Annotated in this window: 13 protein-coding genes and 1 pseudogene; 13 read left to right on the forward strand and 1 reads right to left on the reverse strand. The window is 55.6% G+C overall.

The window, feature by feature from the left end:
• Positions 1-233 precede the first annotated feature (233 nt).
• The gene (locus tag SQ11_RS11025) at positions 234-761 is read left to right on the forward strand and encodes a cytochrome P460 family protein (protein WP_041514247.1); all 528 of its coding nucleotides are present in this window, start codon (positions 234-236) and stop codon (positions 759-761) included.
• A gap of 278 nt (positions 762-1,039) precedes the next feature.
• Positions 1,040-2,044 carry a hypothetical protein gene (locus SQ11_RS11030; protein WP_156972473.1) on the forward strand — a complete coding sequence of 335 codons (1,005 nt, stop codon included), beginning with the start codon at positions 1,040-1,042 and terminating at the stop codon, positions 2,042-2,044.
• Positions 2,045-2,303: 259 nt separating this feature from the next.
• Here SQ11_RS11030 and SQ11_RS11035 read toward each other — a convergent pair.
• Positions 2,304-2,913 (reverse strand): annotated as a pseudogene (locus SQ11_RS11035) (IS5 family transposase); the annotation flags it as partial.
• Positions 2,914-2,947: 34 nt separating this feature from the next.
• Here SQ11_RS11035 and SQ11_RS11040 point away from each other — a divergent pair.
• From SQ11_RS11040 to SQ11_RS11090, 11 genes are all read left to right on the forward strand, one after another.
• Positions 2,948-3,283, forward strand: a complete 336-nt coding sequence (locus tag SQ11_RS11040) for a hypothetical protein (RefSeq protein ID WP_041514241.1) — start codon at positions 2,948-2,950, stop codon at positions 3,281-3,283.
• 179 nt (positions 3,284-3,462) lie between these two features.
• Complete coding sequence (locus tag SQ11_RS11045) at positions 3,463-3,840, forward strand: helix-turn-helix domain-containing protein (protein ID WP_084226824.1); 378 nt, start codon at positions 3,463-3,465, stop codon at positions 3,838-3,840.
• Positions 3,841-4,053: 213 nt separating this feature from the next.
• Positions 4,054-4,752, forward strand: a complete 699-nt coding sequence (locus SQ11_RS11050; RefSeq protein ID WP_052494184.1) for a DUF2064 domain-containing protein — start codon at positions 4,054-4,056, stop codon at positions 4,750-4,752.
• The gene (locus SQ11_RS11055) at positions 4,745-5,431 is read left to right on the forward strand and encodes a TIGR04283 family arsenosugar biosynthesis glycosyltransferase (protein WP_041514242.1); all 687 of its coding nucleotides are present in this window, start codon (positions 4,745-4,747) and stop codon (positions 5,429-5,431) included. Before SQ11_RS11050 ends, SQ11_RS11055 begins: the two co-directional genes overlap by 8 nt.
• Before the next feature lie 24 nt (positions 5,432-5,455).
• Entirely contained in the window at positions 5,456-6,511 is a 1,056-nt protein-coding gene (locus tag SQ11_RS11060) for a methyltransferase domain-containing protein (protein WP_041514243.1), read from the forward strand.
• Positions 6,512-6,520: 9 nt separating this feature from the next.
• Positions 6,521-7,498, forward strand: a complete 978-nt coding sequence (locus SQ11_RS11065) for a radical SAM protein (RefSeq protein WP_041514244.1) — start codon at positions 6,521-6,523, stop codon at positions 7,496-7,498.
• 11 nt (positions 7,499-7,509) lie between these two features.
• Positions 7,510-9,648 (forward strand): FAD-dependent oxidoreductase, encoded by a 2,139-nt coding sequence (locus SQ11_RS11070; protein ID WP_041514245.1) that lies wholly within the window; start codon positions 7,510-7,512, stop codon positions 9,646-9,648.
• Positions 9,649-9,651: 3 nt separating this feature from the next.
• Positions 9,652-10,485: a phosphate ABC transporter substrate-binding protein gene (locus SQ11_RS11075; RefSeq protein ID WP_198140854.1), complete on the forward strand. Its 834-nt coding sequence runs from the start codon at positions 9,652-9,654 to the stop codon at positions 10,483-10,485.
• Positions 10,439-11,332 carry a phosphate ABC transporter permease subunit PstC gene (gene pstC, locus SQ11_RS11080; RefSeq protein WP_232297978.1) on the forward strand — a complete coding sequence of 298 codons (894 nt, stop codon included), beginning with the start codon at positions 10,439-10,441 and terminating at the stop codon, positions 11,330-11,332. The genes SQ11_RS11075 and pstC overlap by 47 nt, the downstream gene beginning before the upstream one ends.
• On the forward strand, positions 11,325-12,194 hold the full coding sequence (pstA, locus tag SQ11_RS11085; protein ID WP_084226825.1) for a phosphate ABC transporter permease PstA: 870 nt from the start codon (positions 11,325-11,327) through the stop codon (positions 12,192-12,194). The genes pstC and pstA overlap by 8 nt, the downstream gene beginning before the upstream one ends.
• Positions 12,195-12,218: 24 nt before the next feature.
• Positions 12,219-13,073, forward strand: coding sequence for a phosphate ABC transporter ATP-binding protein (locus tag SQ11_RS11090; RefSeq protein ID WP_052494185.1), 855 nt, complete (start codon positions 12,219-12,221; stop codon positions 13,071-13,073).
• Positions 13,074-13,127: the final 54 nt, after the last annotated feature.

Here is a 13,127-nt window from a genome sequence, read left to right on the forward strand (position 1 = left end):
AAAGACCGCGAACCTGGAACCAACGGCGAATTGCAACGGCTGTCACGAGGCATCCGCGCAAGATGACTTCGTATTCACGCAATATTACCCTGTTCTCCGTGTTGGAAAGTCGAACCCGGAGAAGGCCATCGGAGGCAAATAAAATGAAATGCTTGATAGGGAATGCAAACATATATACATATCCGTATCGAAACGAACACATCGCTGTTTTGTTGCCCGCAGTTTTGTTCACGATGGCGTTGCTGACACATGCTGGAACAGCGATAGCCGACAAGGGGGATTTTTCCTTATATGTCGACAAGTCAGGCAACATCCGTCTGCCCGATGATTTTCGGCTGTCCATGACCCATTTGGGTTCCTGGTTTGTGCCAGAAGGCGAGGCAAGTGGTTTTCACGATGTCTACACAGAGCCGGAAACGGCGAAGATCTATCGCAAAACCGGGAAATTTCCGGACGGCGCAACCCTGGTCAAGGAATTGCGTTCGTCAACTGCAGGCGCATACACGACGGGCAACAATGTCAGCCATGCGACAGGTGACATCAAGCAGTGGTTTGTAATGATCAAGGATACCAAAGCCCGTTTTGCCAACAATCCTGTCTGGGGGGATGGATGGGGTTGGGCGCTGATTAAAACCGACAGTTCAAATCGAAGCGTTACCACCAATTACCGCACGGAATGTCTTCCCTGTCATATGCCAGCAAAAAGCACCGACTGGATCTACGTCGAAGGCTATCCAACACTAAGCAAACCTGACCGGTAATACTCCTCTGCTTATGGAAAAATGCGGCCGGCATTGCGCGATCCTTGGGTTTCCGGCTTATGGATGAAAACCTAAGAAACCAGGAATCAACCTTCAGCCGAACGCATTAGAAGAAGGCATCGAAGCAGAGAGTGGTAATGGGGTCAACACCGTGAGTAATGTCTAGGTTGCGTGCACTGACTGGCACACAATCAAGCAACTTTTTTGATGCTGATACTTCCGGAAACCCCTTCATGGCGGCAGTTTTCTGAACTTCCCGGAAGAAAGGATTTTGTTGTGTGAGGTGGCGTCGCTCGAAATGGTTCTGCTACCTGGCTGGGATGATCATGCTATGCAAGACTGTGCTTGCCGCATCCGCCGAGTGGTCCGTCAACTCCGCGGGCAACCTGCACTATACCAACGATGCAGCATTGTTCTCGGCGACCCGGCGCCTCGATCTGCACGGAGACCCGACCCAACCGGCATTGGATTCGAGCCTGGCCGGCAAGGGTTCAGACATGGTCTTCGAACCGGATTTGAATGTAATGCGTCCCGTCACCTCAAGATGGGGGCGCACGGAGATCTCCGCTCGCGCTCAGGCGTTTGTCTATACGCTCAATTCACGCTTTAACCATGGAAGCTTCGGCATACAGGCGTTACATGAGATTACACCAGGCACAAAAATTCGCGTCCGCTTTTACTCGACGCCGGACCTCTTGCTGGGGGACAATGAAAGCAAGCGTACGGATTCCATTGCGGAGGAACGGGTGACCAGCTACATTGGATCGGCGCGATTGGAGCAGCGTTTGTCGGATGATTGGGAAGTACGATTGCTGACCCGCTATGGTGCCCGATTGTACAACGATCCCTTCGCGCAGAGAGATGCCACATTCTGGACAATTGGTCCACACCTCGTATGGCATGCTACGAGACGTATTAACTTCACGCTAGGCTACCACTATGAGAAGGGGTTGGCAGATGGCCGTAACCAGCCGACGCTGCGGGATGATACCTCCTATAGCAACCATTATGTGGCGTTTGGATTGGAGTCCGAGATCACGGAACGCCTCGGACTCGAACTGGGCCTCCATTATGAACGCAACAATTGGATCAGTAGCATCGTGGGAGACGAACGGAAAGGCGGTCATGAAACTGTGATCGTGGGAGAGTTCAACGCCAGGTATCGTCTTTCCGAACGATGCCGCTTGCGGGCCGGCTTTCAGCGGTCGCCGCGGAAGCAAAGCTTCGAAGAAGATGTTGTGTACAACACCAATGTCTCGATGGGTGTTTCGTATTTGTTTTAAACCTGCGGCGGTTAATCTAACCAGAAACCAAGCCGGGATCAGATGCAAAATCCGCTCCGCCTGACAATGTGGATCTTGCGCCCATTCCAGCACTAATACCAGTGCACGGCGTGACATTTTACCTTTCAATCCCTTCAAGGTAATAACATATCACCTATCATTCGATCGAGACTTTAGAATACAAATCTTGGACGATCTGTCGATGTTGCAAATTCTCTCGCTAACTACTTCGTAGTAAGATTGATAACGTAGAGGCGAATTAATAGGGCGTGTTAACACTACAGAATGCTTCAACGATTAAAGCGAAGTGAATAAACCCAACAAACATGACGCCAAGTTTCTCGAAGCGCGAGAAAATGCGCCGGCAGCCTTTGAGTCTGCGAAGCAGGCGTTCGATTTCATTATGCCGCCGGTACATGATGCGATCGTATTCCCAAGCGTTGGTTTGATTGCGCTTGGGCGGCACTACCGGCACAAAGCCAAGCTCAAGCGCCACTTGACGTGTTTCCTCGCTTTCGTAAGCGCGGTCCGTCAACAAGGACAAAGGGCGGCTGGGTGGTCCGAGCCGATTCAGCAATTCGTGCCCTTCGTGCGTATCGTGTGCCTGTCCTGGCGACAGCGCAAAAGTGATGGCTGTTCGAGCATCCGCGGCAACCATATGAATCTTGGTGCTCCATTCTCCACGCGACTTGCCCGATGGATTGTGGGTCGTTTTTTTATGCCCCGGTGCCGTCCGGATGAACCTTCACAATGGTGCTGTCCAAGGATATCGCCTCGATCTTGATGCGGATGAGTTGAGTACGCTGCAGCTACTCGAAAAATCGATCCAGCACGCCACTCCTGGACCAGCGATTCATGCGCGTATAAATCGTACCAGGAGGACAAAAGGATGATCAGCCGTTCGTGCCCGCTCTTATAGAACTTGCCCAGGAGGGCCACCAGTATTCCGGTTTCCTCGTCGTTCAGCCTATCGCCGATGGCGTGTTGAATCGCGGCCCCGTAGACGGGCCGCATGCGGTTCAGGAGCGAGCGCCTGGCAGGCTTGATCCGGACGATTTGGCACCGGCCGTCAGCGGGGCAGGACTCACGGCGCATAATGCCTTCTGTCTCCAATCGATCGATCAGTCGCAGTACGTTAAAGTCGCAAGATGGGGAACTTGTAGAACCTGGACATTAAATCACGCATTTACAGCGGCGGCTGACGATCGACTGTCCTCACCATCGCAAAATCAGGAATAGAGATATTGACCAAGCATTACCGCATCAGAAGGCCATAATCGCCGGGAAATTCTTTTGCGTCTTAATAGGTATGCATTCACGTTGATCAGCACTAGCCTGTTTCACTAATAACTTTCAATATGCAAGTGCCGATAATATACTATTGCTGACGGGCAATTACTTTTTCGAACAGGTGGGTCATGACGAATGGTCAAATGACAGAGAAGAAAGCGGATAGTGAGCCAAAATTTGAGCGGTCATGCTGTCCAATTACCAACACACTGGATATTCTTGGCGACAAATGGACATTGCTGGTTATCCGGGATCTGGTACTGGGAAAAAAACGCTATCGTGAGCTGATATCCTCCCCGGAAAAAATCGCTTCGAACATACTTGCGAATCGACTAAAGAGGTTGGAGGTTTGCGGGCTTGTTACCCGGCAAGCCTATCAGCAGAATCCATCGCGCTATGAGTACGTTTTAACCAGGAAGGGCGAAGATCTGAGACCGGTATTGGAAGCCATGAGCAGATGGGGGCAGGAGCATTATCCCGGTACCATGATATTTTCCAAACTGTGAGCGTTTGTTGAGGGTCAATGCAGAAATTCCGGCATAGAGCGAAGATCCAAGGAAATATTTTCGTGCTTCGAGGGTAATTGCTGTCTATGATGTAAGAAATCCCGAATAGGGTCTCGACTACGCTCATGTAATCGGTAACGGAGGTCTCATGAGAGATCCATGTTGTCAATCCAACGGTTTGACGGTCGTCAAGTCAGGTAACAGGCAGCGGGCATGATAGGCGTTGCCCTCGTACTGGTGTGCAAGCGACCGGCATCGGGCATCGCGAAGCAACGGCTCGCCGCAAGCATGGGACGGGAGGCGGCAATGCAAATCGCCGAAGCACTCCTTGCCTGTGCTCTGGAGGATGTGGACGATTGGGCGGGTCCGGTAGTTATCGCTCCAGCGCATCCTTCGGATTATGCCTGGGCCGATACGCTTTTACCGCGGTCGCGGCCGAACGTATATATAAAGCCGCAAGCAGCGGGCAATCTGGGGCAGCGGTTGAACAGTCTGGATCGTGAACTGCGCGGTACGGGACTTGAGCAACTGGTTTACATCGGCAGTGATGCCCCCGCGCTTTCGGCAGTCGACTATGCCGCGGTTAACGCTGCCTTGCCGCATCATGACAGCGTGTTGATGCCGGCGGAAGATGGCGGCGTGGTGCTGATGGCGAGCCGCCATGAGTGGCCGATGCTGGGCGGTTTGCCGTGGAGTACCGCCCGCCTGGGTACAGCGCTGGCCGATTGTTGCCGTGCGGCGGGACAGTCCGTCGCTACGCTTAAGCATAGCTTTGATGTGGACGAACACGATGATCTCGTTCGATTGGCGACCGCGCTGAGGACGGATCGACGCCCGGCACGGCGTGCGTTGCACGTGTTGGCTTGTGATCTCGTCCAGCAGAGTCGACAGAGGGAAGCGGGGCATGTCTAGTTTTAGTGCGATCATCCCCTGCTATCACGATGAGGTGAAACTGGCCAATTTGCTCAACCAGTTGCAAGGCCTGCCGCATCGGCCGCTGGAAGCCGTGGTGGTGGATGGCGCCGCCGACGAAGCGTGCCGCAAAGTATGCGATCAATATGGCGCACGCTGGCTGCCGAGCGAACCTTGCCGGGGACGGCAGCTATTGGCGGGAGCGGCGCTGGCGCTAGGTGATGCGCTATGGTTTCTGCATGCTGACAACCGCTTGCCGCCTGATCCGCTGATGGCAATGGACCTCGCGCTTAAGCATGGTGCAGTGGGCGGTTATTTTCGATTTCGTTTCGATATCCCTCGCGCCTGGCCAGCGCTGCTGCTGGAACCGGCTATCGCATTCCGTTGCCGGTTTGGTGTTCCCTATGGAGACCAGGGGCTATTCATGACTCGGCAGGCTTATGCCGATGCGGGCGGCCATGCGCCCTGGCCCTTGTTCGAAGAAGTGTCCCTCGTGCGCGGATTGCGCCGTCTGGGGCGTTTTCTGCCCTTGCGCGAACCGCTCTTTGTCGATCCCCGTCGCTGGCATCGCGACGGCTGGTGGCACCGTACCTGGGTAAACCGCAATCTGGCGCTGGCCTTCGCCTGCGGCGTCACCCCAGGCCAACTGGCGGCTCGCTATCGCTCTAAAACCAACTGACTCCCACATCACGAGGCAATGACCATGCATGATACTGTTCAGCAATATTACGGTGAAACCTTGACCAGCTCACTTGACCTGCAGACCAACGCCTGCAAGATTGACGCGGGTTTACCCGAGTATGTGAAGCCGATATTGGCGCAGGTGCACAATGAGGTGCTGACTCGTTACTATGGCTGCGGCTTGGTGTTACCCGAATTGCTGGAGGATTTGACCGTACTCGATCTGGGTTGCGGCGCGGGACGTGATGTCTATGTGATATCCAAACTGGTGGGGGAGCATGGCAGGGTAATCGGGGTGGATATGACCGAAGAGCAATTGATGGTTGCGCGCCGGCACGAGGAGTATCACCGCAAAGCATTTGGCCATGCCGCCGGTAATGTGCTATTCCTGCATGGCTATATTGAGCGCCTGTGGGAGCTCGAACTGACGGACGGCAGTGTGGATGTAATCGTGTCCAATTGCGTGCTCAACCTCGCGCCCGACAAGGCGGCTGTGTTACGCGAAGCCTGGCGTGTGCTCAAGCCAGGCGGCGAGCTATATTTTTCCGATGTTTATACCGACCGTCGCGTACCCCACGCCCTCACGGGCGACCCGGTGCTATACGGCGAATGTCTCAGCGGGGCGCTTTACTGGAATGATTTCCAACAGCTTTCCCGCGAGCATGGTTTTGCCGATCCGCGCTTGGTGGATGACCATAAAATCACCATCGGCAACGCCGAACTGGCGGCGCGCACCGGGAACATCCGCTTCTATTCCGCCACCTACCGGTTATTCAAGCTGGACAACCTTGAGCCGGCCTGCGAAGACTACGGCCAGTCGGTGGTTTATCGCGGCACGATACCGCATCATCCCCACCTGTTTGTACTGGATAAGCACCACCGCATAGAAACCGGAAAGCATTTTCCGGTCTGTGGTAATACCTGGCGCATGCTGCATGATACCCGGTTCGCTTCGCATTTTGAGTTCTATGGCAACTTTGAGCGGCATTACGGTATTTTTGCCGGCTGCGGTATGGGCCTGCCTTATAACGATACTGCAAACGACACCGCAAATGATCGGACAGGCGGGTGTTGCTAGCCGCTAACCATGAAGGCCATTCCCACCAGCGCCGGACAGCGCGGCCGGTCCGAATACTGGCAGCGTACTCCAGGCGATGAACCACGCGGTTTTATCCAGCCGCATACCCTGGATGAGTTGTGGTTTCACACCGGTACCGCCTGTAACCTTGCTTGCCCTTTTTGCCTCGAAGGTTCGAAGCCGGGTGATGATCGCCTGCAATTGTTGCGGTTTGACGATGCCATCCCGTTTGTGGACGAGGCGCTGGATCTGGGTGTCAGGCAATTTTCCTTCACCGGCGGCGAGCCGTTCATCAATAAGGACATAATAAATATCCTGGATTACGCATTGATGCATCGGCCTTGTCTGGTGTTGACCAACGCAACCGAGCCATTAATCAAACGTCTGCAACAACTGAAATCATTGCGTGAGCGGCCGCATGCACTGAATTTCCGCGTGAGTCTGGATTATCCCGACGCCATCCGGCATGATGCCGGGCGCGGCGAAGGCATGTTTGCCATTGCACTGGAAGGCTTGCACAGACTCCATGACATGGGGTTCCATGTGTCAGTGGCGAGCCAGCTCATGCCCGGCATTCCGTCGGATGTGATTGCGGCGCGCTTTGCCGACATTTTTCGCGCTGCTGGGTTACCCGAAGATCTGCCGCGTATCGAATTCCCCGAATTTCACCCGCCTGGCGCGCGCGTAAAGCCACCTCAAATTACCGAGCACTGCATGACAGCGTTCCAGACCGAGGAAACACGGCGCTCATTCATGTGTGCATTCAGCAAGATGGTGGCGAAAAGCGGTGGCCGGATGCGGGTTTATGCTTGTACCCTGGTCGATGACGATCCGGACTACATTCTCGGTGCAACGCTGACGGAAGCCCTGCAAATACCTGTGAGCATGAAACACCACCGCTGCTACAGCTGCTTCAAGTATGGCGCCACCTGCAGCGAAATGAAACCTGGAAAAAATGAATTGCTGTCGACGAATTTCGATTTTTAGAGACACCCAAGATGAAACATTGGTGGCTGCTCGTCGTGCTGGTGCTATTGGCCGGATTGTTTTTCGTCTTTGATCTCGGGCGTTTCCTCAGTCTCGAAATGCTCAAGAACAGCCGGGACGAACTGCAACAAGCCTTTCAGGTGCAACCGCTGCAAGTTATTGGCCTCTATGCCGCGGCTTATATTGTCATAACCTCGCTTTCCCTGCCCGGCGCAACGTTGATGACATTGGCCGGCGGCGCAATCTTCGGCTTGTGGGTGGGACTTCCGGTGGCAGTCATCTCCGCCAGTATCGGCGCAACCGTGGCTTTCTGGACGGCACGCTACCTGTTTCGCGAGGCCGTGCATCACCGCTTCGGCAGCCATATGAGTGCAATCAATGCCGGCATTGAGCGGGACGGCGCATTTTATCTCTTCACTTTGCGCCTGGTGCCGGTATTTCCTTTTTTCGTAATCAATCTCCTGATGGGGCTTACCGCCATGCGAACCGGCATGTTCTTCTGGGTCAGCCTGGCAGGGATGCTTGCCGGCACTGCGGTTTATGTCAATGCGGGGACCCAGTTGGGCACGCTCACTGGTTTGTCCGGCATTTTGTCGCCATCGCTGATCGGATCGTTTGCTCTGCTGGCCGCCTTTCCGTGGCTGGCACGGTTGGGGTTGGAGCGTGTCAGGGAAAGCAGAGTGCGCGGCCATTGGCCCAGATCGTCGAGGCCACGCCGATTCGATCGCAATCTGGTGGTTATCGGTGCCGGTGCGGCGGGCTTGGTAACATCCTATATCGCAGCCAGCACGCGCGCCAAGGTTACATTGATCGAAGGCTACAAGATGGGGGGGGACTGCCTCAATTTCGGGTGTGTGCCTTCCAAGTCGCTGATTCGTTCGGCTACCTTTCTGCGACAGGCTCGGCGCGCCAAGGATCTTGGCATTGCCAGCGCAACGGTCGACTACGATTTCGGTGATGTGATGGCGCGTGTGCATCGAATCATCAATACGGTTGAGCCGCATGATTCGGCAGAACGCTATACGGAACTGGGGGTGGAAGTCGTTCATGGCAATGCGCGCATTACTTCGCCTTGGACGGTAGAGGTCAACGGACGGACCATAACTACCTGCGCTATCGTTATCGCTACCGGCGCCGCTCCTGCCATCCCTCCGATTCCGGGATTGGAGCAGGTACGCTACTATACGTCCGACACCATCTGGTCGCTTACCGAACGCCCGGAACGGCTGGTCGTGCTGGGGGGAGGACCGGTTGGCTGCGAGTTGGCGCAGGCATTCGCATGCCTGGATTGTCAAGTCACGCAAGTAGCGAGAAGAGGTTTGATGGAGCGTGAAGATGCCGATGCTGCTGCGTTGATTGAAGCGGCGCTGCGCGCCGATGGCGTGCGTGTATTGATTCACACCGAGACGATTCGCTGTGAGCAGGAATCCGGTCAGCAATGTTTGAGGGTGCGCTATCAAGACGGAACCGAAGAAGCGCTTCCGTTTGACGCCATGCTGTGCGCGGTGGGAAGAACCCCCCGGACCCAAGGTTTTGGACTGGAGGAACTGGGAATTCCCATTTCACCCCAGCACACCATCGAAACGGACGCGTGGCTGCAGACGCTTTATCCTAACATCTACGCTTGCGGCGATGTGGCGGGCCCGTACCAGTTTACCCACGTTGCGGCGCACCAGGGCTGGTATGCATCGGTCAATGCGCTGTTTGGCGCCGTGAAACGCTTTAAAGTGGATTACTCGGTAATTCCCTGGACCACGTTCACCAGCCCGGAAGTTGCCCGGGTGGGGTTATCGGAGGAGGAAGCAAAAAAACTTGGTATCTCCTACGAGGTGACACGCTACGGGCTGGAGGACCTCGACCGCGCTATTGCCGATGAAGCCGCGCATGGCTTCGTCAAGGTGCTCAGCGTTCCGGGTAAAGATCGCATTTTAGGCGTGACCATTGTTGGCGAGCATGCCAGTGACCTGCTGGCAGAGTTTGTGCTGGCGATGAAACATGGTCTCGGCCTCAACAAAATACTCGGTACGATCCATACTTATCCCACCTGGTCGGAAGCCAACAAATATGCCGCAGGCGAATGGAGGCGCGCGCATGTGCCGCATCGGCTGCTTGATTGGGTGGAAAAATATCACACCTGGAGGCGAGGTTAAAATATGAAACCAGCATTGATAATGCGATATGTGTTGTTTGCTACAGCACTTTTACTGGGCTCTGGCTGGAGTCTGTCCGGCAACGCCGGTTCGCAAAAACTGGTTTTGACCGGCGCCAGCACGCTCGCTCCGTTAGCGGGAGAGATCGCCCGGCGCTTCGAGTCGCTCCATGCCGGCACGCGCATAGATGTGCAGACCGGAGGTTCCGCGCGCGGCATTAACGATGTTCGCAAAAGTGTCGCCGACATCGGCATGGTATCGCGCGCCTTGAAACCCGAGGAGAAAGGTCTGCATTCGCATACCATCGCCCTGGATGGTATCGGCATTATTCTGCATGCAAGTAATCCAGTTGCCGCGCTCAGCCGGCAGCAGATCAGTGGCATTTATACCGGCAGCATCGTCAACTGGAAGACCGTGGGTGGAAGAGATGCGCCCATCATCGTGATCAACAAGGCCGAAGGCCGCTCGACACTTGAGTTGTTTCTGAACTATTTAAATTTGAAGAACAGCGATATCAAGCCGCATGTGATCATTGGTGACAACGCACAGGGCATAAAGACCGTGGCAGGCAACCCGAATGCCATCGGCTATGTTTCAATAGGCGCAGCCGAATATGAAATAACGCGTAGTACGGCAATCAAGCTGTTGCCGCTCGACGGTATAGCGGCATCGGTGGTTAATATACGTAACGGCACTTTTCCGCTGTCACGGCCGCTCAATCTGATAACGCGGCAGGCGCCACAAGGGTTGATTCGGGACTTCATAGAATTTGCCCGCTCGGAGCAGGTACGTGATCTGGTCGAAGCACAATATTTCGTCCCCGTCAGCGCCCGCTGACGCCATGCAGGTGGATAAGTTGATACTCTGGCTGCTGCGCGGCGGAGGGAGCATCGTGGCGGCCCTGGTACTGCTGATTCTCTTGTTCCTGGCTGTCGAGTCGTGGCCTGCGCTACGGCATATACCGGCCGGGCGCTTTCTCAACGATCCTTCATGGAATCCCGCAGAAAGGATGTACAACCTGGCGCCAATGCTGTCAGGGACACTCTACGCCGCAGGTGGGGCGCTGCTGGTGGCAACGCCGTTAGGAGTAGCCTCGGCGCTGTTTATCGCCTATTACTCATCGCCGCGCACCGCTGGCATTTACCGGAGATTGATCGAGCTGCTGGCGGGTATTCCTTCCGTAGTCTATGGTTTTTGGGGCCTGACCACACTCGTGCCGCTGATTAATCAATTACATCCACCAGGGGCCAGTCTGCTGGCGGGAATTCTGATTCTGACGCTCATGATCTTGCCCACCATCGCGCTAACCGCGCATGCGGCGCTATTGGCCGTGCCGGGAGAATACCTGCGCGGTGCGGCGGCGCTGGGCATGTCACGCTGGGGTATGATTCACGGTGTTGCGCTGCCGGCTGCAAAAACAGGTCTCATGGCCGGCATAATGCTCGCAGCGGGCCGCGCTATTGGCGAGACCATGGCGGTATTGATGGTGACTGGCAATGTGGTGCGGCATGCCGATAGCCTGTTCGATCCGGTGCGCACGCTTGCGGCCAACATTGCGCTGGAAATGGCCTACGCCATGGATGACCATCGCGCCGCCCTGTTTATATCAGGTCTGACGTTAATGCTGATGGTCATGGCGCTTGCAGGCATGGCCGGTTGGCTGGGGAGAAATCCTCATGCCTGAATCAGTTCCTGTGAAATTGGCGCATGCCCTTCGGGATCGCTTCGCGCAACTGGCTGTCTGCCTCGCTGCCGCCCTGGTTTGCGCGGTGTTCGTATGGATAGTCAGTGACTTGGTGCGGGGCGGCTGGGCGCATCTTTCCTGGGATTTTCTTATGGATTCGCCGCGGAATGCCGGCCGTGCGGGCGGCATCGGCCCCATTCTGGTTTCTACCGTTCTAATCCTGCTGATTGCGCTGATGACGGCACTCCCGCTGGGATGGGTGACGGCCGCGCTGCTGGCCGAGTATGTATCCGCCAGCAGCGGTTTTGGGTGCGCGGTGCGCTACAGCTTGCAGGTGCTTGCCGGCGTCCCTTCCATTGTTTTTGGCTTGTTCGGCAATGCTTTTTTCAGTATTTATCTGGATATGGGGTTCTCCATCCTGTCTGGTGGCTTGACCTTGGCTTGCATGCTGTTGCCCATTCTTGTCAGTACCGCCGAGTCGGGTTTGCGTGCCGTACCTGATGCATATCGCCTATCCGCTGCCGCATTGGGGTTGTCGCGCGCAACAACGCTATTCCGCTTGTTATTGCCAGCCGCCGCACCGGCACTGGCCGCGGGCCTGTTGCTGGGGATCGGACGCGCCATGGCCGAGACCGCGGCGCTATTGTTCACCAGCGGTTATGTCGACCGCATGCCAGGTTCATTGCTGGATTCCGGACGTTCCCTGGCGATACATATCTTCGACTTATCCATGAATGTTTCCGGTGGCGACGCCCCTGCGCACGCGTCGACACTGGTGCTGATCGTTGCGCTACTGCTTATCAATATGGCCGCCATGCGGCTCACCGCCGGCTGGCAGCGTAGGAAGATAGTGTCAGAATGAACTCAAACAGGTACCCCAATCCTCATGCACTCAGAGTCTGAGCAACCCATAGACGGGGACAACCATGCCTACACGCTTGGGTCGCTTCAGGCGGGCCCGGTGTGTTGCGAACCGCGACCCTTGATCCAGGTCGACAATTTTACCCTTAGCTACGGTGCCAAGCCCGCGCTGGCTAACGTTACACTGGATATTTATCGCGGTTGCATCACCGCCTTGATCGGCCCTTCAGGCTGCGGAAAAACCAGTTTCCTGTCATCGATCAATCGGCTTACGGATTTGATTCCAGGCTGCCGGATTACCGGCCACATTCGCATAGAGGGCAATGACATTCATGATCCCGCCTGCAATGTGCAGGCGTTGCGGCGGCAAATCGGCATGGTGTTCCAGAAGCCGACGCCGTTTCCGCTCTCCATTTATCGTAACATCGAGCTGCCCTTGCACGAGCATGGCATCACGCGGCGTGCCGATACAAACGCCATCATCGAACAGGTATTGCAGGACGTCGGGCTGTGGGACGAAGTGCATGACCGGTTGAATGCTTCCGCCCTGAGTCTGTCCGGCGGTCAACAGCAGCGCCTTTGCATTGCTCGCGCGCTGGCGTTGAGCCCGCAGATTTTGCTGATGGATGAACCCTGCAGTGCGCTCGATCCCATCGCCTCAGGTGTGGTTGAGGATCTCATCAGCCGATTGCGCGGCCGCTACACCATCGTCATTGTCACTCATAATCTGGCACAGGCGCGCCGCATCGCTAATTATGCAGCATTTTTTTGGGTCAAAAGCCACGCCGGGCGTCTGGTTGAATTTGGTCATTGCCGGCAGATTTTTGAATCGCCCGCCCACGAGCTTACCGCCGCTTACGTAAATGGCGCGAGAGGGTGATTTCAACGAAAAACCCTTTTGTCGTCATGCCCATATGAAAGTAATTTAGCATGG

The sequence above is a fragment of the Nitrosospira sp. NpAV genome (genome assembly GCF_000832065.1).
GTDB lineage: Bacteria > Pseudomonadota > Gammaproteobacteria > Burkholderiales > Nitrosomonadaceae > Nitrosospira.